We start from the raw sequence: 22,877 nt of genomic DNA on the forward strand, positions 1-22,877 counted from the left end.
TTTTCATTTCAAGTTGGAATTAATTTATCCAAAAGCACCTTCTTTAATTTTTGTATTTAAAATTAATTTAATATATTTGAGTGAAATATTACATAATATTTTATTAAAATATTATTAATTAGAAATTATTTATTTTATTTATATTTGTATAATATAAAAAATATATATAATTAATATTAAAAGTTAAGACTTACTGATTCTAGATATAGAATCAGTAAATAATAATATGTGCAATTTGTGGCCCATGAACACCAAAAACAGTGATAAGTTCTATATCTGCTGTTCTTGAAGGCCCTGCTATAAATAAGATATTAGTAGGTAAAATTTCATTTTCTTTTTTTACTAAATTTAAAGCTTCGCTAAGACTTTTAACAACATTTTCTTTTTTAAGTAATACTATGCAAAGTTTAGGTGCAAGGCTTAGCATTCTAGGTTGGGTTTTACTTGAAGGTATAAGTGCAACTCCGTGAGAACTTACCCCTGCTCTTGCGTGAATGATGGAAAAATCACTATGAAAAACTTCAGATCTTAAATTTTCGATTTCTTTATCAAAGCAAATCTTTTTTTCTGCTTTGATTTGTTCTAAATTTAAATTTAAATCCGCTCCATAAATCATACTTTTAAAGCCATATTTTGCGACAATTTCATTGATTTTTTCTTCTAAGGTATCTTTTGTAGCATTTTCAACGATGTATTTGTTATCGCTCATTTTTTGCTTCATTTCTGTAAGCATATCTTGGGTTGTCTGGATATGTTCTACAGGATCTATACTTTCAATGCGTGTGAAAGTTGTTTCTTTGTAAGCTTTTTTAAGATGTTCTAAAATATTTGCTTTGCTTTTGCTTGAAATTTCATCGATTTTACTCATAGCTTACTCCTTCTAGTTTTTGCACTTCTTTATAAAGATCCATTTTAATTTGAGGTAATTCTTTAAAAGCGTACCATTTTTTAATCACAGGCAAAATGCTTGCGAAATTTTGTACCGTCCAGTTGAAATAATGTGCTTTTGAAAGTGAAAAACGCCATTTATCGCCATTGGTTGCGATATTTTTAAATTGTTTAAAAGCAAAGGCTTCTAGGGCATTGTGATGAACATTATTTGCTCCTAAAGGTGGATTTTTACCTTGTCCTATTTTATCACATCTTAATTTGCGAATAAGATCAGCCAAAGGAATTTGGACTGGACAAACTTCAGAACAACGCCCACAAAGTGAACAGAAATTCAAAATATCTCCTGTATGATCTATACCAAAAATATTAGGACTGATTACTTCTCCTATAGGTCCTGGATAAGTGGTTTGATAAGCATGTCCGCCGATTTGATCATAAACAGGGCAAAAATTCATACAAGCCCCGCATCGAATACAACGCAAAGCCTCATAATAATCCTCATGAGCTAACATTTTAGAGCGATTGTGATCAAATAAAATCACATGTACTTCTTTAGGACCATCTAAATCTCCATTTTTTCTAGGGCCTGTAATGATATTGTTATAAGTTGGTATAAATTGTCCTGTGGCTGAAGGAGTAAGTAAAGAAACCATAGTAGCCGCATCTTCAAAGCTTTCCATGACTTTTTCTATACCACAAAGTGCGATATGAATATCAGGTGCTGTAGTGCACATTCTACCATTTCCTTCATTTTCTATAAGCCAAAAAGCTCCTTCTCTTGACATGGCAAAATTGACCCCACTAAGTCCAAGTTTTAAGCCTTCAAAATCTTTTCTTAAATGTTCTCTAGCCACCGCATTTAAACTTTCGGGTTCATCGTTTTCTAAATTTGCTCCTAATTTTTCTTTGAAAATTTCTCCGATTTCATGGCGGTTTCTATGTATGGCAGGTACAACTATGTGTAAAGGGGGTTCTTCATTAAGCTGTAAAATAAGCTCTCCAAGATCGGTTTCTATAGCTTTTAACCCTTTTTTTTCTAGGTAGTGATTTAGGCCTATTTCTTCGCTTGCCATAGATTTACCTTTTAAAAGCTTGGTGATATTTTTTTCTTTCATGATTTCATAGACGATTTCACAGGCATCTTCATCACTACTTGCCCAATGCACTTTAATGCCATTTTTTGTAGCATTTTTTTCAAATTCTAAAAGCCTTTCTTCTAAACTCATTAAGGCATTGTTTTTAGCTTGTTTAGCTTTAGATCTTAAACCCTGCCAGTCTTTAAATCTAGCATCAATAACATTGAGTCTATTTTTTTGTAAAGTATGCATGGCAGTCATTAAATTTTCTTGCATTTGTTTGTCATTGAGTTTAATTTGAACGATTTGTTCGTGAGGAATTTTTTGACTCATAGTCTTTCTCCTTCTAAGCGTTTAAGTAAAAAGTCATATAAATGTATGCCTTTTATATCTAAACCCATTCTTTTCATTGTACCATCTATATTTAAAAGACAACCTCCATCGCCACTGATGAGATATTTTGCACCGCTATTTTGTATATCTTTAATTTTACTTCTTACCATAGCATTTGAAATTTCAGGCTCTTTTACTGAAAAAGTTCCGCCAAAACCACAACATTCTTCTTCGTATTGAAGTTCTACTAATTCTACATTTTTTAGTTTTTTGATAAGATTCTTGCTTGCTTGTATGCTTTTTTGCACTCTTAAAGCATGGCAATTAGAATGCCAAGTTACTTTTATAGGTGCACCTTTATCTTCATAATCTACTTTTAAAACTTCATCAAGGTATTGTGAAAGTTCTATAACCCTAGAGCTAAAATCTTTGACTTTAGAAAATTCAGGTCTGTTTTTAAAAAGTTCTTTATAGTCATGACTCATCATACCCGCACAAGAACCACTTGGCACAACGATGGGATAATCTTTATCAAATAAATCTACATTATATAAAGCAATCTCACGACTTTCATCGAAATAACCTGAGTTAAAAGAAGGTTGAGCACAACAGGTTTGATTTTTTTTAAAAATCACTTCAATACCTTCACGCCTTAAAAGTTTTATTGCATTTAAAACGCTTTGTTGCATAGCAGCAGTTCCTAAGCATGTGGCGTAAAAATACACCTTTTTCATCATCTCTCCTTTTGGGATAATTTAGGATAAATATTCTAATCCTGTAAAAATAAAAGCAAAGTAAAATTTCCAACAAATATTCTAAAAATGAATATTTGTTGAAATAAAACTTAAATTTTTAATTATTTCACTATAACTTCAGGGATGATTCCTTGTAAGAAAAAAGCTATAATGCAAGTCCAAATTCCTATTAAAACAATAAAAGCTACAGAATATTTTAATGTGAATTTGAAAAGATCAGATTCTTTTCCCACAAGTCCAACCGCTGCACAAGCTATAGCAATGCTTTGTGGACTGATCATCTTTCCAACAACCCCACCTACTGAATTAGCTGCTAAAAATAAAGCTTCGCTAATACCTAGTTTTTGAGCGCTTACTTGTTGCAAGGTTCCAAAAAGTAAATTAGCACTTGTATCAGAGCCTGTTAAAAATACCCCTATCCAGCCAATGATTGGTGAAAAGAAAGAAAAAGCATCACCTGTGTGTGCAAAAGCAAGTCCTAAAGTAGTGCTCATACCACTATTTTTAGAGATAAAAGCAAAGGCCACAACCAAACCTATGGTGATACAAGGTATAGCCATTTCTTTTAAGGTAACCCAAAAGCATTCTGCAGCATCTTCGGCTTTGATTTTTAAAATAGCTATAGTTAGAAAAGCGGCAAGTAAAATCGCTGTTCCTGCTTGAGCTACGGTTTTTCCATTGATTAAATCTACACCCAAGGCCAAAGATAAAGGCTTAGCTTCTCCTATGCCTGTGATAGAAGGGCTTAAAATTCCAGTTGTGATATTGCTAAATTGTAAAGTAATACTTGTATAGCTTAAAATTCCGTCCTTGTCAAAGAGGGCTTTAAACCAAGGTTGTGTCCAAATGATAATACAAACAATGAGTAAAATAAAAGGTGACCAAGCTTTTAAAATTTGATTAAAACTTAAGGTGTTATCTTGAGTGAAATTGCTTTCATTGTCAAATCTAAAAATATTTTTTGGTTTCCAAAATTTCAAAAATACAGTCGTAACTGCTAAAGAAACCACAGCTGAAATAATATCAGGTAATTCCGCTCCTAGGTGATTTGAGCTTAAAAATTGAGTAGTTGTAAAACTTAGCGCCGCAACTAAAATAGCTGGAAAAGTTTCTTTAATACCTTTAAATCCATCCATTAAAAAAACTATGAAAAAAGGTATAGTAAGGCTTAAAGGAACTAGCATTCTACCTACCATGGCAGAAACTGAATGCTGTTCTATGCCGACAAGATTTGCCATAGCAATAATAGGAATTCCCACCGCACCAAAAGCAACAGGAGCGGTATTTGCGATAAGACAAAGCCCTGCAGCTTGTAAAGGACGCAAGCCAAGTCCTACTAAAAGTGCAGCGGTTATAGCCACAGGGCCACCAAAACCTATAGCACCCTCTAAAAATGAACCAAAACAAAAACCTATTAAAATCACTTGAATTCTATGATCTGGAGTAATGCTCATCACGCTTTTTTTAATGATTTCAAAAGAACCTGACTTGATAGAAAGTTTGTAAAGAAAGATTGCCGCGATGATAATCCAAGCTATAGGCCACATACCATTTGTAAAGCCTTGAATAAAACTTGCACCCACTAAATTCCAAGGCATTTTATAGGCAAATAAAGCTACTAAAGTAGCAAGTATAACAGTTAAAAAACCTGCTTGATAGCCTTTAAGTTTTAAAACAACCAAACAAACTAAAAAACATAGTATAGGTAAAAATGCCACTAAAGCACTTAGCCAAATGTTTGAAAAAGGGTCATAAATTTGTTGCCATGTTAAAATTTGTTCCAATTTTTCCTCCTTGATAATTATTATGTATAAATTTATTGTAACAAAAAATTAAATTAAAATAAAAGAATTATAGAGTAAGGTAAATTACATTGTATTATTATTAATTATTTTGTGTATTTTAGTAATATCATAAATATTAAATAAATATAAAAATAGAACAAGATAAAAATCTTATTCTAAAGGGGTAGCAGCTGTTAAAGGTGGGGTTATAATCATTAGTTCATTTACTTCAGCAAAAAAAATAGGATCTAGGGTGCAAGGGGCTATTCCAAAGCGTTTTTGTATAGGAATATTTGGATTAAAAAAAGTTACTATACATTCATCAGATTCCAAAACTAAAGAACGAATTTGCACAGCTGAAGTTGTTGTTGGCATTATAGAAAATACAGTTTCTAATTTACCATCTTTTAGATCATCTTGACAAGATTTTGCTCCAAAGGTTCCATCTTCTAAGATGGCTAAACAAAGATCGCTTTCTTTTGGATTTGTAAATTGCACATAACCAAAAGGAAATTCATCAGCTAATTTATCTTTTTGTTTTAACTCATCGCTTAAAACAATTTCTTTAATATTCCAATTTTGATCAATAGGATCTTTTGAGGTATCCCTAAAGGCGCTTAAAAAAATTCCCGTTTCTAAGCTTCTTATAGAAACCATTTCGGTAAAATCTTTCAAATCTCCAGTAGGAGTTGCAAAGGCTAAAGTTATAAACATAAAAAACAAAGTAATAATTTTTTTCATATTAAATGTCCTAAAATTTTCTAAAATTTACTGGAAAATGATCTGAAACTATATGAGATCTTAAACTTGCAAGCATTAAAATTGCAGCTAAAAGCGGTGGAGTATAGGTTTGTTGTCTATTTGAATTTCCTGTAATTGCATAATCAAGAGTCCCTCCGCTTGCTTGAGTTGCGCTAGTTGGAAAAACCACTCTAATTCTATTTGCTAATTCTCTATCCACTGTACTTGTTATAGTAGAAGGATCACGGTTAAAATCCCCTGCTATCATCCAGTTAACTTGAGGCATATTTGCAAAATGTGCATCTACAGCTGTGATAATTGCTCCTACATCTGTTCCTCCATTAGCTAAAGCATGGATATTGAAAAAAGCATCATTTCCATTGCGAATTCCTATAATGGGTCTTGAAACTGTAGTAGGTGGAGGTAAAACAATCACTTCTTCAGCTTGCATTCTTGAAACTATAGCTAAATTTACACGATTAGCTCCTACATCAACGCGAGAATAATAAATAAAAACCCTATCAGGCCTTGAAAGAGTTCCTAAATTCCACTCATATTCATCAATAGGTGTTCCACCTTGTTGCACATGGCGTCCTGTTGGAGTGGCTGTTCTTGGTAAAGTTCCTGCTTCTTGTATCATTAAGATATCTAAGGGGTTTGCTCCACTTACAAGTTGTCTTACGCTAACACTCCATTTGCTTTCTGTGGCTGCGGATGAGCCTTGCAAATTCCAAGTGCCAACATTAAAATTTTCTAAATTTGCAAAAGCAAGGTTAAAAGATAAAAATAAACATATAATTTTTTTCATCGTACCTCTCCTTGGCGATATAAAGGTTTTGCAGTAAAAGGCGGAGTAGTTAAAAACCATTGTTGATCAAAATTATCTTTTTTTGCACACTCTACGGTAAAAATTTTAAAAACCTTGTGAAAATCACCATAAAGATTTGTAATAGGTGCTTGTATGCATTTTCCATTTCCTAAATTTTTAATTTGAACCGCTGTATTGCTCATAGGGATAAGTTTCCACATTTGTGCGTGATTGCTTGCATCGCAAGGATAATGGACAATTCCATTACCATAAGCATTAAGACAAGTATTGGTTTTGGCATTTTTAATCATTGCAAAATCATTAGGATAAAGCAAAAGTTGCCAAACTCTAGCATCGCCAAATCCTTTACTATCGATTAAAGTATAGCCCCAAATCCAATTTCCTTGTGCTAAAGCCCAAACCGTTAAAGCTGCTCCGCTAGGGCCTAAAATGGTTAAAAAATCAGAAACCGCAGGGCGATTTTCAAAAATTAAAACATCATTAAAAGCTTCGTCTTTAAAGCGAGGATTGATCCCATTTACTGCATTATTGTTGGCACTATTGCTTGTTCTAGTTAAAGGTGGGGTAATAGGAGTAATAGGTACTAAATCAGCACCGCTAATTAAACTTGGAATTTCTTGATTGGTAGGAAAAGTAGGTTCAAGTCCTAGTTTTAAAGGATCAGTATCTTCAAATTCGCCAAATGAACGCCCCAAAGGATTTACATTTTCAAATTTAGAAGAACATGCATAAAGAAAAAAAGTCATAAAACAACATAAAATAAAAACTATAATTTTTTGCATTAAAAACCTTGATATGTATTTAAATTTTTAAGAAAATAATAACATAAATTTCATTATAATTTTCCGCTTTTTAAAAATGTTTTATTTTGTTGTTTTTAAAGGTAGAATTTACATGTATCTTAAACACTTATATTTTAGCATCTCTCAAATTTTTAATTTTTACAAAGAAGGTTTTAAAAATTTAACTCTTGGAAAGACCCTTTGGAAAATTATTTTTATCAAACTTTTTGTTATGTTTGTGATTTTAAAACTTTTTGTTTTTGATGTAAATTTTAATTCTATTTTTAAAAGCGACAAAGAAAAAAGCACTTTTGTACTCAAAAATCTTACACTCGAAGGAAAATAAATGAACGAACTTAGTAGCGTTGATTGGTCAAGAGCGCAGTTTGCTTTAACTGCACTTTATCATTTTTTGTTTGTGCCTTTAACCTTAGGCTTGTCTTTTATGATCGCTATCATGGAAACCATCTATGTAAAAACTAAAAATGAAAGATGGAAAAAAATCACCAAATTTTGGCTTTCATTATTTGCTATAAATTTTGCTATCGGTGTAGCTACAGGCATTATAATGGAATTTGAATTTGGAACAAACTGGGCAAATTATAGCTGGTTTGTGGGTGATATTTTTGGTGCACCTTTGGCGGTTGAAGGTATTATGGCATTTTTTTTAGAGGCTACTTTTTTTGCAGTTATGTTTTTTGGCTGGGATAAAGTAAGCAAGGGTTTTCACTTACTTTCAACTTGGTGTGTGGCTATAGGAAGTAATCTTTCTGCTTTTTGGATTTTAGTGGCAAATGGTTGGATGCAATATCCTGTAGGAATGAGCTTTAACCCTGACACAGCAAGAAATGAAATGCAAAGCTTTTTTGAAGTAGCACTTTCTCCTGTAGCTATTTCAAAATTTTTACATACCATAGGCAGTGGTTATGTGATTTCAGCTTTATTTGTAATGGGAATTTCAGCTTGGTTTATGTTAAAAGGACGCCATATTATCGAGGCTAAAAAAAGCTTAGTTGTAGGAGCTAGTTTTGGTTTGGTTTGTTCAATCTTTTTGTTTTTCAGCGGAGATGAAAGCGCTTACCGTGTAACTCAAACTCAACCTATGAAACTTGCAGCTATGGAAGGGGTTTATCAAGGTGAACATCGTGCAGGACTTGTACCTTTTGGAATTTTAAATCCTAAAAAAACCATAGATAATAACGAAAGTGTGTTTTTATTTGACATTACTATACCTTACGCTCTTTCTATATTAGGAAACCGTGATCCAAATTCTTTTATTCCAGGAATTGAAGATTTGATCTATGGAAATGAAAGCAAAGGTATAGAACCTATGCAAAATCGTATCGATAGAGGAAAAATCGCTATACAAGCTCTAAAAGACTATAAACTTGCTAAAGAAAACAATGATACAATAGCTATGGCAAATCACAAATCCATTTTAGAAACTCATTTTAAAGATTTTGGTTATGGATATTTAGAAAAACCAAGCGATACTATTCCACCTGTGGCTTTAACTTTTTATAGCTTTCATATCATGGTTGCTTTAGGAAGTTTTTTCTTTTTACTTTTCATCGTTACGCTTTATCTTACCATGGCAAATGATATTGAGAAATTTAGAAAAGTACTTTGGGTGTGTTTGTTATCCATTCCATTGGGTTATATTGCCGCTGAAGCAGGTTGGATTGTTGCTGAAGTAGGCAGACAACCTTGGGCAATTCAAGACTTGCTTCCTGTACATATCGCAGCAACACAACTTGGAAAAGTCAATGTTCAAATTTCATTTTGGATTTTTGCAGTACTTTTTACAGCCTTATTGATTGCAGAAGTTAAAATCATGCTTACTCAGATTAAAAAAGGTTTTGACGCACATGCAGGACATACTCCACTTATGGGCAAAGGAGAAAAATAATGTTTTTTGGTTTAGAACTTGAAGGTTTGCAAATTTATTGGTGGTTGATTTTAAGTTTACTCGGCGGACTTTTGGTTTTTATGTTTTTTGTCCAAGGTGGACAGACTTTAATCGATGAGCTTAGCAAGGATGAGCTTGAAAAAACCATGCTAGTCAATTCTTTAGGGCGTAAATGGGAGCTTGGTTTTACAACTCTCGTACTTTTTGGTGGAGCAGCTTTTGCGGCTTTTCCACTTTTTTATAGTACAAGTTTTGGCGGTGCTTATTGGGCTTGGCTTTGTATTTTATTTTGTTTTATCTTGCAAGCTGTAGCTTATGAATATCGCAAAAAAGAAAATAATGTTTATGGCTCTAAAACCTATGAAATTTTTCTTAAAATCAATGGCTATTTAGGTGTGTTTTTAATCGGAGTTGCGGTAAGTAGCTTTTTTAGCGGCTCTGAATTTATCTTAAATGAGCATAATTTTGTTTCTTGGCAAAATCCTTTGCATGGCTTAGAACTTTTACTTAATCCTTTTAATTATCTCTTAGGCTTAGCTTTAGTATTTTTAGCAAGGCTTTTAGGTGCAGCGTATTTTATGAACAATATCAATGATGAGAATATCAAAATAAGAGCTATGAAAAAACTCATGGTCAATAGCATTTTATTTTTACCTTTTTTCTTAGGTTTTTTAGTGTGGATTTTCTTAAAAGATGGTTTTAGTGTAGATGCAAATGGAGTTGTAAGCATGAGTGCGAATTTGTATTTATATAATTTCTTAAATCAAATGATTTTTGCTATCTTGCTTGTTGTTGGTGTGATTTTAGTGCTTTTAGGTATGGTTCAAGGAGCAAAAGGTTGCTCTAAAGCTATTTTTACCCTAGGACTTGGAACGGTTTTAACAGTTTTTGCTTTATTATCAAGCATTGGTTTAGGTCAAAGTGCTTTTTACCCATCTTTAAGTGATTTGCAAAGTTCTTTAACTTTAAAAAATGCAAGTTCAAGCTATTATACTCTAAGCGTCATGGCTTATGTGTCTTTACTTGTACCTTTTGTTTTAGCTTATATTATCTATGTTTGGAATGCAATGGATAAAGTAAAAATCACACGCGAAGAAATCGCAAACGATGATCACGCATATTAAGGAGAAAAAATGTTACATGCTTTGTTTTTATTGGCTTGGCCTTTAGTAATTTATCTAAGCTATAAATTTATCATGCTAAATATCAATCAATTAGAAAAAGATAGCAAACTATAAAGCAAGATAAGATTTAAACCGATATAAGTATAAATCTTTTCAAAATATTGCAATTTGCCCATTTTTGGGCATCTTTTAATTATAAATCTTTTAAAGCTTCATTAGCAGCATCAAGGGCGTGAATAAGACTTGTATCAAAAATTTTGATATTTGTATCATTTTTGGATATTAATAAACCAATTTCAGTGCAAGCTAAAAGCACTCCCTTTACCCCTTTTTCTTGTAGTTTTTTTATAATATTTAAATATTTTTCTTTAGATTCTTGCTTGATTTCACCTTTACAAAGCTCATTAAAAATAATATCATTAACGATTTTTATATCTTCATCGCTAGGAATAATAACGCTAATATTTTCTTCAATAAGCACTTTTTTATAAAAATCCTGCGTCATTGTGTATTTAGTACCCAATAAACCAATTTTTTGTATGTTTTCTTGTTTTAAAGCCTTAGCAGAACTTTTTGCAATATGTAAAATAGGGATATTTATATTTTGTTGAATTTCATCAAAAACCTTATGCATAGTATTAGTTGCAATTATTATAAAATTAGCCCCTGCAAGTTCTAATTTTTTAGCACATTGAGTCAAAATTTGTGCAGCTTCTTGCCATTTATCTTGGCTTTGTAAATTTTCTATTTCTTCAAAATTAACACTGTAAAGTAAAATTTTTGCAGAATTTAAAGATTTTAATTTATCATTTATAGCTTGATTTATTGTTTTATAATAAGTAATAGTGCTTTCAAAACTCATTCCGCCTATAATACCAATGGTTTTCATTTTTCTCCTTAAGAATTAATTTTTGAGTCGTTTTATTACAATATATTTCATAGAAATATGATTTATTTTTAAATAAATAAATATATTTTAATATTTTTATTAAAGTTTAAAATAATTTTTTAAACTATTTTCCAATCTATAGGAATTTTACCAACTTTTTTTAAAAATTCATTAGCCTTTGAAAAATGCTTACAACCTAAAAATCCTGTTCTAGCTAAAGGACTTGGGTGAGCTGCTTTTAAAATCAAATGCTTAGTATTATCAATCAAAATCTCCTTGTTTTTTGCGTAATTTCCCCAAAGCATAAAAACAAGCCCTGATTTTTCATTACTTAATTTATGTATTATAGCATCACTAAATTCTTGCCAACCCCACGAACTATGGCTAGCTGCTTTATTTGCTTCAACGCTAAGAATAGAATTTAAGAGCAAAACTCCTTGTTTTGCCCAAGAGCTTAAATCTCCGCTTTTTGCTGGAGTGATGTTTAAATCATTTTGCAATTCTTTAAAAATATTATTAAGACTTGGTGGGATTTTTACATTTTTTGGAACCGAAAAACTAAGCCCCATTGCTTGATTTGGTTGATGATAAGGATCTTGTCCTAGGATAATAATTTTAATTTCTTTTAAAGGACATAAATTAAAAGCATTAAAGATTAAATTTGCAGGCGGATAAATAACTATATTTTGATTAATCGCATTTAGGTATTGTTTTTTGATTTCTAGAAAATATTTTTTTTGAAATTCGTCTCTTAAAAATTCTTTCCAGTCATCATTTATTTTAATCTTATCTATGTTTATTGTAATTTCTTCCATATTATCCCTAATTATTTAAATTATTAAAAATTTTATTCTAACAAAAAAGCTTGCAAAAATATATTAATTTTTTTTGAAGTAAATAAAATTTTTTATATTAATAAAAATTAAATATAAAGACATAATAGGATATAAAAATACTTAATTTATTGTATTTGAAAGTAGTTTTCTTATTAATCAATTATTAACTAAAAATGCAATATCATTATTTTATGATTTAAATCAAAAATTTTTGATTTTAAATTAAAATACTTTTATGAAAGGTTCAAAATGGGAACAAGAAAAGAACATGATTTTATTGGGGAATTAGAAATCTCTGATGAGGTTTATTATGGAGTGCAAACTTTTAGAGCTGTTGAAAATTTTGATATTTCTCATGATAGATTAAAAGATTTTCCTCGCTTTGTTAGAGCTTTGGCTAGAGTAAAAAAAGCTGCAGCTATGGCAAATCATGAATTAGGTCTTTTGGATAAAAATATCCAAGATGCGATTATTAAAGCGTGCGATAAAATTTTAGAAGGCGGGTATTATGATCAATTTGTAGTAGATATGATCCAAGGAGGTGCTGGAACAAGTACAAATATGAATGCTAATGAAGTTATAGCGAACATAGGACTTGAACTTATGGGTCATAAAAAAGGTGAATACCAATATCTTCATCCAAATGATCATGTTAATTTAAGTCAAAGTACTAATGATGCTTATCCTACGGCTTTACACCTTGCCTTGCATGATTATTTAAGTGATTTGGCAAAAGCTATGGAACATCTAAAAAAAGCTTATGAGAGAAAAGCTGAAGAATTTAAAGATGTTCTTAAAATGGGTAGAACCCAACTGCAAGATGCTGTACCTATGACTTTAGGTCGTGAATTTAAAACTTTTGCCGTAATGATAGGTGAAGATATACAAAGAGTATTAGAAGCTAGAAAATTGATTTTAGAGATCAATTTGGGTGGAACTGCTATTGGAACGGGAATTAATTCTCATCCTGATTATCCGAAGGTTGTAGAAAGAAAAATAAGAGAAGTGACAGGTTTTGAATATACTGTGGCTGAGGATTTGATCGAGGCGACTCAAGATACGGGAGCTTATGTACAAATTTCAGGTGTTTTAAAACGTGTTGCAACAAAACTTTCTAAAGTATGTAATGACTTAAGACTTTTAAGTAGTGGTCCAAAATGTGGTCTTAATGAGATTAATCTTCCAAAAATGCAACCAGGTAGTTCTATCATGCCAGGTAAGGTAAATCCTGTTATTCCTGAAGTAGTTAATCAAGTTTGTTATTTTGTTATTGGAGCAGACGTAACTGTAACTTTTGCTTGTGAGGGTGGACAATTGCAACTTAATGTTTTTGAACCAGTTGTAGCATATAGCTTATTTAATTCTGTTGTAATGCTAGAAAAAGCAATGTATACTTTAGCTGATAAATGTATAGATGGTATTACCGCAAATGAAAAAATTTGTTCAGACTTTGTCTATAATTCAGTAGGTATAGTAACAGCTTTAAATCCTTATATTGGTTATGAAAATTCAGCTTCTATAGCTAAAGAGGCAATGAACACTGGAAAAAGAGTGGCTGATATTGCGCTTGAAAGAGGGCTTTTAAGTAAAGAACAAATTGATGAAATTTTAACTCCATCAAATATGCTAAATCCTCACATGGAAGCTAAAAAATAGCATTTTAGGATTTAATATGGATATAATGATAATTTTGCAAGTAATCGTCCTTCTTGGGGCGATTTTTATCGGTATTCGCCTAGGCGGCATTGCTATAGGTTATGCTGGAGGATTAGGTGTAGTTATACTAGGACTTGTTTTAGATATGAAACCTGGTAATATTCCTTGGGATGTTATTTTAATTATTGCTGCAGCTATTGCAGCAATTTCTGCTATGCAACAAGCAGGTGGACTTGATTATATGGTAAGGGTGACAGAAAAAATTTTAAGATCAAGCCCTAAATTTATAAATTATTTAGCTCCAGCTTGTGGATGGTTGCTTACAATCTTAGCAGGAACAGGAAATGCAGTATTTTCTTTAATGCCTGTTGTAGTTGATGTTGCAAAATCTCAAAACATAAAACCTAGTGTTCCACTTTCATTAATGGTTGTTTCTTCGCAAATTGGAATCACTGCTTCTCCTGTAAGTGCAGCTGTGGTTTATATGAGCGGAGTTTTAGAGCCACTTGGATGGAATTATCCAACTTTAATTGGAATTTGGATTAGCACAACTTTTGTAGCTTGTATGCTTGCAGCTTTTATAGTGAGTTTAATCACTCCTATGGATTTGAGTAAGGATAGTGTTTATCAAGAACGATTAAAAGCAGGACTTGTAAAGGATGCAGGAGCTGTTTTGCATGGCGAAGATAAACCAGGTGCTAAACTTTCAGTGGTAATTTTCTTGATCACTGTTTTGGCAGTTGTACTTTATGCAACCGCAATTTCAAGTAATATTAAATGGATTGATCCTGTTGTGGTTCCAAGAGATGCAGCTATTATGAGCTTTTTGCTTACTGCAGCAACTTTGATCACTTGGCTTTGTAAAGTTGAACCAGGTAAAATTCTTGACACTAGTGTATTTAAAAGCGGTATGACTGCTTGTGTTTGTGTTTTTGGTGTAGCATGGCTTGGAAATACTTTTGTTGCAGGACACGAAGCTTCTATCAAAGAAGTAGCAGGCGACTGGGTTAAACAAACCCCTGCTATGTTAGCAGTTGCATTTTTCTTTGCAAGTATGCTTTTATATTCCCAAGCAGCAACCGCAAAGGCCATTGTACCTGTAATTATCACTGCTTTAGGAATTTCAGCAGCAAATCCGCATGATTCTTATATGCTTGTAGCTTGTTTTGCAGCAGTTTCGGCACTTTTTGTGCTTCCAACTTATCCAACCTTGCTTGGTGCAGTGCAAATGGATGATACAGGAACGACTAGAATTGGTAAATTTATATTTAATCACTCATTCTTTATACCAGGGGTTTTAGCTATTGCAATTGCTGTAGTATTAGGCTTTGTATTAGCTCCTATGCTTATTTAAATCAAACCCTAGGTTTTTCTCCTAGGGTTAAATTTTTTTCATTAGTTTTTAAGTATATACTACGTTATAATATTCATTTTCAATTTTCTTTAAGAAAGGAATTTAATGAAGATAAAAGTTGGATTGATTTTTTCAGGTATTGTTTGCCTTTTTTTAACAGCTTGTGTTAATCAGGTTAAACAAAATACAACATTTGAAAATACTTTAACACAAAAATATTGTGGTGATGATTTTTTCAATCAAAATTTAGAAAAAATTAAAAAAAATGATGATGTCATTTATACAGGATTAAATGCAGGTTTGATTGCTAGAAATTGTGGTGATTTTAATAAAAGTAATGTATTTTTTGATGCTGTAGAAGAATCTTATAAATATGATGTGGATTTAGAAAATGTAAGCCCTAAAGCAACTAAATTTGTTGGTACAACCTTGCTTAATGATACTATAGTAGATTATGATGGTTCTTTATATGAAAGAATTATGGTTAATATATATAAAGCTCTAAACTATATGGAAGAAGATGATTATGAAAATGCAAGAGTTGAGTTTAATCGTGCTTTAATGCGTCAAGATAAGGCAAAAGAATATTTTGCTAAAGAAATTGAAAAAAATCGTGCTGATTTAGATAAGGCAAAAGAAGATAAAAATTATGATAAAAATATGAATGAAAATTCAAAAGTTATAGAAGAGCAATATGACAACTTATTTAAAGAATTTGATACAACAAAAAATTTCATAAATCCTTATGCGACTTATCTTGCTTCAATATTTTTCTTTATGGATAAAGATTATAGAAAAGCTGCAGATTTATTTAGAGAAGTAGCTATTATTTATCCAAAAAACAAAACTATCAAAAAAGAGGCTAAAATTTTTAAAGAATATGCCACAAAAATAAAAGTTAAAAAAGCTAAAAAATATGTTTTTGTAGTTTATGAAAATGGATTTGGTGTAGTTAAGGATGAATTTGCTTTAACCTTACCTTTTATAGTGGATAAAAAAATTATTAGCACAAATATTGCTTTACAAACCTTAAAAAAAAGGGAAGCTTCTTTTGCAAATTTAAATATAAATGGTCAAAATACAAATGATTTTGTAGATTTAGACAATATTGTCACTACTGAATTTAAAATAAATATGCCTGCAATGATTGCTAAAGCCTTAGCTCAAACTATAATTAAAACCACTTTAAATGTAGCTGTTGCAAATAATGACTCTACAGGTGGATGGCTAAGTCTTGCAACAGCAGTAGCAACTGCTGCAACCAATAAAGCTGATGTGCGTTCTTGGAGAGGTTTACCAAAAAGTATTGCCATAGCAACAATAGAAAACGACGGAAATTTAGAAATCAAAGATCCACAAGGCAATATTTTGTTTCAAAAATCATTGGATAAAAATAAAAATGCTCTTGTGATAGTGCGTTCTTTTGCTCCGTATTTACCCGCAAGTGTTGCTATCATGGAAAAATAAGGCTAAAAGATGAAAAAAAATATTTTATTTATTTTAATGTTTTTACTTAGTGCTTGTGTACCAAGTTATCAAATAAATTCAAATCAAAATACTGTAATTTTAGGTTCAAATTTACCAAAAAGTTTAGTAAAACAATTTCAAAAGCGTATAAATAGCAATGGTTATTTAGAATTTGAAGTGATTTTACGCAGTACTTTTGCTAAAGATGTAATTTATAAAGTGGATTGGTTAGATAGAGATGGTTTTGTGCTAAGAGATGTTTTAAATGAGGACTATCAAGCCCTTAGAATTCCAGCAGGACAAGAGGTGATTCTTCGTAAACTTGCATCTGATACAAGAGCGAAGGATTTTAGATTAGAAATTAAAGCAAAAAATTAATCTCATTTTAGGAAGGATAAATCATGAAAAAAACAAAAATTTTAGGAACAGCTCTTATTGGAGCTTTGCTTTTTAGTGGTTGTGCGCAAATAGCTTATACAGATGGAAAGGCAAGTCAGATAAAAAAAGGCGATGCTTTAACCTTGGGTCTTGATAGACAAGATTTTGAAAGTGCAGCTGAAACTATGATAAATAGTATGTTAAGCGATCCTGCTTTTGCAAATATTAAACCAGGTACAAGAAAGGTTATTGCTATTGGTAGGGTTGTGAATGATACCCCGCAAAGAATCGATACTGAAAAACTCACCGCAAAAATCACTTCTGCATTAAGAAAATCAGGTAAATTTGTTCTAACTTCAGCAGTTGCTGCAGGCGGAGCACTTGATAGCATGAGTGAAGATGTAAGAGAATTAAGAGATAATGATGAGTTTAATCAAAAAACCATAGCAAAAAAAGGGACATTGGTATCGCCTGATTTTTCTCTTGCGGGTAAAATTAGACAAGATAATGTAAAACTTAGCAATGGTAAAACTCAAGTAGAATACTTTTTCTTGTTAAGACTTACTGATCTAACATCAGGTTTAGTTTATTGGGAAGATGAGCAAACTATTGATAAAACCGGTTCTAGTAAATCAGTTACTTGGTAAAATAAAAATTAATTTATGAATAAAATTTTTTAGCTCAAGTGTTTAGCTTGGGCTTTTTTTATGATTTTTAAAAGGATACGAAATGAAAAAAATATTATTTATCGGCTCTTTAGTTATGGCAAGTTTACTTTATGCACAAGGTTCCCAGCCTGTAGAAATTACACAACAAGATATAAATACTCAAAATGAAATGTCTGACGCAAGTACTAAGGATATTACCCCAAAGTCAATTGAAGATTTTTTTGAAGAATTTGCCGATAATTTCGGTATAGAATATGGTATAACCAAAGATGGAAAAACTTTTTATACTGGAAAAAGTACTGTTGCTGTAAATGATACTGATCCACAATTTGCACAAGCTTTACAAAATGCTTACCAAAAAGCAATGTTAAATTTGCAAAGCGAATTTATAAGAGATGCTTTTGGAAGAATTGCTACAAGCAAGATTCAAAATTATGAAGCAGATAATTCTACTAATGCTAAGGAATTTGATGAATTGCCAAAAGGTGATAAGGTTGATCAAATTTTAAATAAACTTACACAATTAGCTGGTGCTCAGCTTGATAAGGCATTAAAAGATTTAGGTATAGATACAAATTCTTTAAGCGAAGACAGAAAAAAGACTTTATTAAAGCAAGAATTTCTTAATAAAACTATGACAAATGCCATAGGTTCTATGAGTGGACTTGTTCCTGTGCAAACTATAGTTACACAAAGAAGAGGTGAGTATGATGTAGGTGTTATTGCTGTTATTTCCAATAAAACTCGCCAATTAGCAAAAGATATGGCACTAGCAAGACAGAGTGCTATTAAGGGTAAAGGCAAGGCAATAAGTGAGTATCTGCCAAAAGATACAAAAGGCTTTTTAAATGAATATGGAATTCGCTTAGTTTATGATGAAAATGGTGCACCTATTATTTTAAGTTATGGAAACTGGGGTTATGTAGCAGATCCTAGCAATGCTAAAAAAACAAATATTTTAGAAGATAGAGCCAAAGAAACAGCACTTACTATGGCTGATGCTGCTATTATAGAGTTTATTAATACAAATTTAAGTCTTAAAGATGAAAGAACAACTGGTGATACTTACGAGGAAATCATCAAACAAAGTATTAATGTTAATGATAGTTCCACTCAAGAACAAACTCAAAACATAACAAATATTATTGATAAAGTAAATAGTAAAATAAAAGCAAGCGCAAGCGGTAAAATTCGTGGTATTCGTACTCTTAAAAAATGGAGCTATACAAGTGAAAATGGTATTGAACATGTAGGAACTGTGAGATTTTATTCTTATGAAAATTTAGCTAACACAAATGAGGCTTTAAATTCAAAGTCAAATGCAACAAAAAATGAAGCTAAAAAATCTTCTAGCATACAAAGAAGCTCTAATGTTGTAAATAGTATGGATGATTTTTAAAGGTAAAAGATGAAAATAATTAAAATTCTTTTTTTAGGCTTATTTTTAAGCCTAAGTCTTAATGCTAAAGTTATAACCACAACTTCAACAAAATCAAGCACAGGTGAAGGCACAGGCTTGACTAGGGAAGATGCGATAAACAATGCCATTATAGAGGCTATAGGAAAAATGAGCGGAGTAAGCATCAATTCTCTTAAGAAATCTAATACTAGCGTTTCAACTGATAATTCAGGTTCAAATATACAAGATAATTACAGCGAGCAAATTTCAAAAGCCACCAAAGGTAGAGCTGATACTTATGAAATCAATAGTGTTGAACAAGATGCAAATGGTAAATATACAGCCAATGTAACGATTTTTAAAACCACAACAACAAAAAAGTATCAAGCTCCAGGTTTAAGTGCAGATAATAGAAGAAGTATTACTGTTTTTGATTCTACTCCAGATGCTGCAAAAAGAGGTATAGGCTCAGCTTTGCAACAAAAAATCATTTCTGATTTATTGCAAAGTCGTAAATTTAATGTTTTAGACCGTGATTCTAGTGGCTATTATGAAATGGAAAAAGCTTTAATCAAAAGTGGCGACGCAGCTAGCGATGAAGTTTATAAACTTAAAAATGTGTTAGCAACAGATTATATTTTATTGTTTTCTATTTCAGGACTTGAAGGTAAACAAAAAACAAGCAATTTAACAGGAAAAAGCAAAACTGAAATTGAAGTTATCGTAGATTATCGTGTGCTTTTATTTGCTACAAGACAAATTAAATTTTCTAATACTTTAAGCATGAAAGTCAATCTTAAAGACAATAGTCTTAGTGCCAATGAAACCGCACTCAAACAAATTGCAAATCGTATAGCAGGAGATATTTTAAACGCAATTTATCCTTTGAAAGTTGCAAGTGTTGAAAACAATGAAGTAATATTTTCTCAAAGCTTAAATCAAGGTGATGTTTATGAATGTTTTGCTCTTGGGAAGGTTATAAAAGATACTTATACAAAAGAAAATACAGGAAGAGTAGAAAGCAAAACAGGAAGTATTGAAATCACTCGCACAAGCCCTAAATTTTCTTATGCAAAAATCACAGAAGGTAGTGTAAAAGTGGGCGATATTTGCAGACCTTTAAGTAATACTGGTAGTGGAAATGGCTACACTATAGGTCGTGATGCAAATTATCAAACCCAAGAAGGCGGCGGAGTAAATCTAGGCTTTTAAATTTTTAGAGTTTGATTTTTCTCAAACTCTAAACTCTTTCTTAAATTCATCAAAAATTAAAGAAAAATTTTGTAAAATCGAAATTTTATTAAACCACTAAAGCTTTTAAATCCGTTATTACGGTGCTTTATGGTACTACCAATTTATAAGGAAAAGCAATGTATGCTATTATCAAACACAGCGGAAAGCAATACAAAGTAAGTGTTGGCGATGAGCTAAAACTAGATCACTTTGAAGCTGAAAGCAAAGCAAGTATTGAAGTAAGCGAAGTTCTTGCTATCAATGATAAAGAATTAAAGGTAGGTGCGCCTTTCGTAGCAGGTGCAAAAGTTGTTTTGGAAGTGATCAATCACGGAAAAGATAAAAAAGTTGTGATTTACAAAAAAAGACGCAGAAAAGATTCTAAACTCAAACGCGGTTTTAGAAGACAATTTACTCGCGTTGTAGTAAAAGATATTAAAGCTTAAGGAGTAAAGAATGGCACACAAGAAAGGTCAAGGTTCAACTCAAAATAACCGCGATTCCATAGGTCGTCGTTTAGGTGTTAAAAAATTTGGTGGCGAGTTTGTTAGAGCTGGAAATATCATCATCCGCCAAAGAGGAACTGCAACTCATGCAGGTAACAATGTAGGCATGGGAAAAGATCATACTATCTTTGCTCTAATTGATGGTTTTGTAAAATTCGAAAGAAAAGACAAAGATAGAAAAAAAGTTTCTGTATATCCTGCATAAGTTTTTAGGACGCTTTTTAGCGTCTTGAAAACTTTAAATTTATAAATTTAACTTCTTTTATTTACTCAAATTTAGCTTTATAAATTTAAAGTCAAAGGCAATTTAAATGTTTATTGATAGTGTTAAAATTACTTTAGCTTCAGGCGATGGTGGCAAAGGTGCTGTAAGTTTTCGCCGTGAAAAACATGTTCCACTTGGTGGCCCTGATGGAGGAGATGGTGGAAATGGTGGTGATATTATTTTCGTATGTGATAATAATACCCACACTCTTGTAAATTTCAAAGGCAAAAGAGAATTACGCGCGCAAAATGGTGCTGGTGGAATGGGACGCAATAAAAATGGCAAAAAGGGTGAAAATTTAGAACTTATAGTGCCCGAAGGAACGCAAGTTATCGATGTACAAACCAATGAAATTTTACTTGATCTTACCAAAGAAGGACAAAGAGAGCTTTTTTTAAAAGGTGGAAAAGGTGGACTTGGCAACACCCATTTTAAACACGCCACCAATCAACGCCCCGATTACGCACAACCTGGTATAAAAGGAGAAAGTCGCTTAGTCAGACTTGAACTTAAACTTATTGCCGATGTAGGGCTTGTGGGCTTTCCAAATGTGGGAAAATCTACTCTTATAAGCGTTGTTTCAAATGCAAAACCTGAAATTGCAAATTATGAATTTACCACCCTTACTCCAAAACTTGGACTTGTAGATGTAGATGAGTATAATTCCTTTGTTATGGCTGATATTCCAGGGATTATCGAAGGAGCAAGTGGGGGTAAAGGCTTAGGACTTGCCTTTTTAAAGCACATAGAAAGAACGAGCTTTTTACTTTTCGTGCTAGATCCTATGAGGCAAATGCCTTTAAAAGAACAATTTATAGTACTAAGAAAAGAACTTGAAAAATTTTCCAATGAACTTTTTGGGCGTAAATTTGGCATCATGATTTCAAAAAGTGATAGTGTTCGTTTAGGAGAGGAATTTGCTGAGCAAATTGCTTTAAACATTAATGAGTTAGACAATTATCTCAAAGAAATAAATAATCCACAAAGCTTTTTAATCAAAGTCTCAAGCCTTGAAAAAACAGGACTTAAAGAACTTAAATTCATGCTTTTAGAAGAAATTAAAACTTTAAGAAACAACAAAAAAATTTTAACAATCTAGGAAGTGTTTTATATTAAAAATTTCAAACACTCCCTATTTTTTCAAAAATAACTAGTTTATATGAAATTTTGGCTAAAATTATAAAAATTTTTCAAGGAATAAGCATGAAAAGAATAGTTGTTAAAGTGGGTTCTCATGTGATTAGCGAAGAAAACACTTTAAGTTTTGAGCGTCTTAAAAATTTAGTCGCATTTTTAGCTAAACTCATGGAAAAATATGAAGTAATTTTAGTAACCTCGGCGGCTATTTCGGCAGGACACACCAAACTAGATATCGATAGAAAAAACCTTATTAATAAACAAGTTTTAGCTGCTATTGGACAACCTTTTTTAATCAGTGTTTATAACGAGCTTTTAGCCAAATTTAACAAACTAGGCGGACAAATTTTACTTACAGGCAAGGATTTTGACTCTAGAAAAGCTACCAAACACGCAAAAAATGCTATCGATATGATGATAAATTTAGGAATTTTGCCTATTATCAATGAAAATGACGTTACAGCTATAGAAGAAATTGTCTTTGGTGATAATGATAGTTTAAGTGCTTATGCTACGCATTTTTTTGATGCGGATTTGCTTGTGATTTTAAGCGATATTGATGGATTTTACGATAAAAATCCTAGTGAATTTAGTGATGCAAAGCGTTTAGAAAAAATCACTCATATTAAAGAAGAATGGCTACAAGCAACCATAAAAACAGGTAGTGAGCACGGAACAGGTGGTATAGTAACCAAACTTAAGGCAGCTAAATTTTTACTTGAACACAATAAAAAAATGTTTTTAGCAAGTGGCTTTGATTTAAGTGTGGCAAAGACATTTTTATTAGAAGATAAACAAATAGGTGGAACTTTGTTTGAGTGATTAATTTATTAAATTCTCTTTTAAAATCAAATAAGCTATAATT

The 22,877-nt window shown here is 31.7% G+C and carries 23 protein-coding genes; 14 read left to right on the forward strand and 9 right to left on the reverse strand.

Features of this window, described 5'->3' with window-relative positions; translation table 11 throughout:
* Positions 1–211 precede the first annotated feature (211 nt).
* From FBF22_RS00375 to cdtA, 7 genes are all read right to left on the reverse strand, one after another.
* On the reverse strand, positions 212–868 hold the full coding sequence (locus FBF22_RS00375; protein WP_002857772.1) for a lactate utilization protein C: 657 nt from the start codon (positions 866–868) through the stop codon (positions 212–214).
* A complete protein-coding gene (locus tag FBF22_RS00380) occupies positions 861–2,300 on the reverse strand; it encodes a LutB/LldF family L-lactate oxidation iron-sulfur protein (RefSeq protein ID WP_002885326.1) in 1,440 nt (479 codons plus the stop codon). Before FBF22_RS00380 ends, FBF22_RS00375 begins: the two co-directional genes overlap by 8 nt.
* On the reverse strand, positions 2,297–3,037 hold the full coding sequence (locus FBF22_RS00385; protein ID WP_002859761.1) for a (Fe-S)-binding protein: 741 nt from the start codon (positions 3,035–3,037) through the stop codon (positions 2,297–2,299). Before FBF22_RS00385 ends, FBF22_RS00380 begins: the two co-directional genes overlap by 4 nt.
* 119 nt (positions 3,038–3,156) lie before the next feature.
* Positions 3,157–4,839: an L-lactate permease gene (locus FBF22_RS00390; RefSeq protein ID WP_002859762.1), complete on the reverse strand. Its 1,683-nt coding sequence runs from the start codon at positions 4,837–4,839 to the stop codon at positions 3,157–3,159.
* Between the two features lie 171 nt (positions 4,840–5,010).
* Positions 5,011–5,580 (reverse strand): cytolethal distending toxin subunit Cj-CdtC, encoded by a 570-nt coding sequence (gene cdtC / locus FBF22_RS00395; RefSeq protein ID WP_052777749.1) that lies wholly within the window; start codon positions 5,578–5,580, stop codon positions 5,011–5,013.
* A 10-nt stretch (positions 5,581–5,590) separates the two neighbouring features.
* A complete protein-coding gene (gene cdtB, locus FBF22_RS00400; RefSeq protein WP_002851847.1) occupies positions 5,591–6,388 on the reverse strand; it encodes a cytolethal distending toxin nuclease subunit Cj-CdtB in 798 nt (265 codons plus the stop codon).
* Entirely contained in the window at positions 6,385–7,191 is an 807-nt protein-coding gene (gene cdtA / locus FBF22_RS00405; RefSeq protein ID WP_002854626.1) for a cytolethal distending toxin subunit Cj-CdtA, read from the reverse strand. The genes cdtB and cdtA overlap by 4 nt, the downstream gene beginning before the upstream one ends.
* Before the next feature lie 112 nt (positions 7,192–7,303).
* Between cdtA and FBF22_RS00410 the strand changes: the two genes are divergently transcribed.
* The 3 genes from FBF22_RS00410 to cydB are packed head-to-tail and all read left to right on the forward strand — an operon-like array spanning position 7,304 to position 10,224.
* On the forward strand, positions 7,304–7,537 hold the full coding sequence (locus FBF22_RS00410) for a DUF4492 domain-containing protein (protein WP_002851632.1): 234 nt from the start codon (positions 7,304–7,306) through the stop codon (positions 7,535–7,537).
* Entirely contained in the window at positions 7,538–9,100 is a 1,563-nt protein-coding gene (locus tag FBF22_RS00415; RefSeq protein ID WP_002885330.1) for a cytochrome ubiquinol oxidase subunit I, read from the forward strand. It begins immediately after the preceding gene.
* Positions 9,100–10,224, forward strand: coding sequence for a cytochrome d ubiquinol oxidase subunit II (cydB, locus tag FBF22_RS00420; RefSeq protein WP_002867829.1), 1,125 nt, complete (start codon positions 9,100–9,102; stop codon positions 10,222–10,224). The genes FBF22_RS00415 and cydB overlap by 1 nt, the downstream gene beginning before the upstream one ends.
* Before the next feature lie 193 nt (positions 10,225–10,417).
* On the opposite strand, the gene FBF22_RS00425 is transcribed toward cydB, so the two are convergent.
* Entirely contained in the window at positions 10,418–11,113 is a 696-nt protein-coding gene (locus FBF22_RS00425) for an aspartate/glutamate racemase family protein (protein ID WP_002885333.1), read from the reverse strand.
* A gap of 119 nt (positions 11,114–11,232) precedes the next feature.
* The gene (gene ung / locus FBF22_RS00430) at positions 11,233–11,928 is read right to left on the reverse strand and encodes a uracil-DNA glycosylase (protein WP_002859767.1); all 696 of its coding nucleotides are present in this window, start codon (positions 11,926–11,928) and stop codon (positions 11,233–11,235) included.
* Positions 11,929–12,198: 270 nt separating this feature from the next.
* On the opposite strand from ung, the gene aspA reads away from it, so the two are divergent.
* The 11 genes from aspA (at position 12,199) to proB (ending at position 22,834) form a co-directional block, all read left to right on the forward strand.
* A complete protein-coding gene (aspA, locus tag FBF22_RS00435; RefSeq protein ID WP_002851742.1) occupies positions 12,199–13,605 on the forward strand; it encodes an aspartate ammonia-lyase in 1,407 nt (468 codons plus the stop codon).
* Positions 13,606–13,621: 16 nt separating this feature from the next.
* Positions 13,622–14,959: an anaerobic C4-dicarboxylate transporter gene (locus tag FBF22_RS00440; RefSeq protein ID WP_002885334.1), complete on the forward strand. Its 1,338-nt coding sequence runs from the start codon at positions 13,622–13,624 to the stop codon at positions 14,957–14,959.
* Positions 14,960–15,064: 105 nt separating this feature from the next.
* Positions 15,065–16,426 carry a COG3014 family protein gene (locus FBF22_RS00445; protein ID WP_165433237.1) on the forward strand — a complete coding sequence of 454 codons (1,362 nt, stop codon included), beginning with the start codon at positions 15,065–15,067 and terminating at the stop codon, positions 16,424–16,426.
* Between the two features lie 9 nt (positions 16,427–16,435).
* Positions 16,436–16,804: a YcfL family protein gene (locus FBF22_RS00450; protein ID WP_002885336.1), complete on the forward strand. Its 369-nt coding sequence runs from the start codon at positions 16,436–16,438 to the stop codon at positions 16,802–16,804.
* 23 nt (positions 16,805–16,827) lie between these two features.
* On the forward strand, positions 16,828–17,451 hold the full coding sequence (gene lpoB / locus FBF22_RS00455) for a penicillin-binding protein activator LpoB (RefSeq protein WP_002867824.1): 624 nt from the start codon (positions 16,828–16,830) through the stop codon (positions 17,449–17,451).
* Positions 17,452–17,533: 82 nt separating this feature from the next.
* Positions 17,534–18,871, forward strand: coding sequence for a DUF6844 domain-containing protein (locus FBF22_RS00460; protein ID WP_002885339.1), 1,338 nt, complete (start codon positions 17,534–17,536; stop codon positions 18,869–18,871).
* Between the two features lie 9 nt (positions 18,872–18,880).
* Positions 18,881–20,083 carry a CsgG/HfaB family protein gene (locus tag FBF22_RS00465; protein WP_002885343.1) on the forward strand — a complete coding sequence of 401 codons (1,203 nt, stop codon included), beginning with the start codon at positions 18,881–18,883 and terminating at the stop codon, positions 20,081–20,083.
* Positions 20,084–20,241: 158 nt separating this feature from the next.
* The gene (gene rplU / locus FBF22_RS00470) at positions 20,242–20,550 is read left to right on the forward strand and encodes a 50S ribosomal protein L21 (RefSeq protein ID WP_002778820.1); all 309 of its coding nucleotides are present in this window, start codon (positions 20,242–20,244) and stop codon (positions 20,548–20,550) included.
* 10 nt (positions 20,551–20,560) lie between these two features.
* Positions 20,561–20,815 (forward strand): 50S ribosomal protein L27, encoded by a 255-nt coding sequence (gene rpmA, locus FBF22_RS00475; protein WP_002800974.1) that lies wholly within the window; start codon positions 20,561–20,563, stop codon positions 20,813–20,815.
* Positions 20,816–20,921: 106 nt separating this feature from the next.
* Complete coding sequence (gene obgE, locus FBF22_RS00480) at positions 20,922–21,974, forward strand: GTPase ObgE (protein ID WP_002859773.1); 1,053 nt, start codon at positions 20,922–20,924, stop codon at positions 21,972–21,974.
* Positions 21,975–22,078: 104 nt separating this feature from the next.
* Positions 22,079–22,834, forward strand: a complete 756-nt coding sequence (proB, locus tag FBF22_RS00485) for a glutamate 5-kinase (protein ID WP_002885346.1) — start codon at positions 22,079–22,081, stop codon at positions 22,832–22,834.
* Positions 22,835–22,877: the final 43 nt, after the last annotated feature.

This window comes from Campylobacter sp. CFSAN093260, from assembly GCF_012890095.1.
Taxonomy (GTDB): Bacteria; Campylobacterota; Campylobacteria; order Campylobacterales; family Campylobacteraceae; genus Campylobacter_D; species Campylobacter_D jejuni.

Bases quoted from the DNA above. Each gene is read 5' to 3' on its own strand.
- FBF22_RS00375 (WP_002857772.1), bottom strand. From the start codon at position 868: ATGAGTAAAATCGATGAAATTTCAAGCAAAAGCAAAGCAAATATTTTA.
- FBF22_RS00380 (WP_002885326.1), bottom strand. From the start codon at position 2,300: ATGAGTCAAAAAATTCCTCACGAACAAATCGTTCAAATTAAACTCAAT.
- FBF22_RS00385 (WP_002859761.1), bottom strand. From the start codon at position 3,037: ATGATGAAAAAGGTGTATTTTTACGCCACATGCTTAGGAACTGCTGCT.
- cdtC (WP_052777749.1), bottom strand. From the start codon at position 5,580: ATGAAAAAAATTATTACTTTGTTTTTTATGTTTATAACTTTAGCCTTT.
- cdtB (WP_002851847.1), bottom strand. From the start codon at position 6,388: ATGAAAAAAATTATATGTTTATTTTTATCTTTTAACCTTGCTTTTGCA.
- cdtA (WP_002854626.1), bottom strand. From the start codon at position 7,191: ATGCAAAAAATTATAGTTTTTATTTTATGTTGTTTTATGACTTTTTTT.
- FBF22_RS00410 (WP_002851632.1), top strand. From the start codon at position 7,304: ATGTATCTTAAACACTTATATTTTAGCATCTCTCAAATTTTTAATTTT.
- FBF22_RS00415 (WP_002885330.1), top strand. From the start codon at position 7,538: ATGAACGAACTTAGTAGCGTTGATTGGTCAAGAGCGCAGTTTGCTTTA.
- cydB (WP_002867829.1), top strand. From the start codon at position 9,100: ATGTTTTTTGGTTTAGAACTTGAAGGTTTGCAAATTTATTGGTGGTTG.
- FBF22_RS00425 (WP_002885333.1), bottom strand. From the start codon at position 11,113: ATGAAAACCATTGGTATTATAGGCGGAATGAGTTTTGAAAGCACTATT.
- ung (WP_002859767.1), bottom strand. From the start codon at position 11,928: ATGGAAGAAATTACAATAAACATAGATAAGATTAAAATAAATGATGAC.
- aspA (WP_002851742.1), top strand. From the start codon at position 12,199: ATGGGAACAAGAAAAGAACATGATTTTATTGGGGAATTAGAAATCTCT.
- FBF22_RS00440 (WP_002885334.1), top strand. From the start codon at position 13,622: ATGGATATAATGATAATTTTGCAAGTAATCGTCCTTCTTGGGGCGATT.
- FBF22_RS00445 (WP_165433237.1), top strand. From the start codon at position 15,065: ATGAAGATAAAAGTTGGATTGATTTTTTCAGGTATTGTTTGCCTTTTT.
- FBF22_RS00450 (WP_002885336.1), top strand. From the start codon at position 16,436: ATGAAAAAAAATATTTTATTTATTTTAATGTTTTTACTTAGTGCTTGT.
- lpoB (WP_002867824.1), top strand. From the start codon at position 16,828: ATGAAAAAAACAAAAATTTTAGGAACAGCTCTTATTGGAGCTTTGCTT.
- FBF22_RS00460 (WP_002885339.1), top strand. From the start codon at position 17,534: ATGAAAAAAATATTATTTATCGGCTCTTTAGTTATGGCAAGTTTACTT.
- FBF22_RS00465 (WP_002885343.1), top strand. From the start codon at position 18,881: ATGAAAATAATTAAAATTCTTTTTTTAGGCTTATTTTTAAGCCTAAGT.
- rplU (WP_002778820.1), top strand. From the start codon at position 20,242: ATGTATGCTATTATCAAACACAGCGGAAAGCAATACAAAGTAAGTGTT.
- rpmA (WP_002800974.1), top strand. From the start codon at position 20,561: ATGGCACACAAGAAAGGTCAAGGTTCAACTCAAAATAACCGCGATTCC.
- obgE (WP_002859773.1), top strand. From the start codon at position 20,922: ATGTTTATTGATAGTGTTAAAATTACTTTAGCTTCAGGCGATGGTGGC.
- proB (WP_002885346.1), top strand. From the start codon at position 22,079: ATGAAAAGAATAGTTGTTAAAGTGGGTTCTCATGTGATTAGCGAAGAA.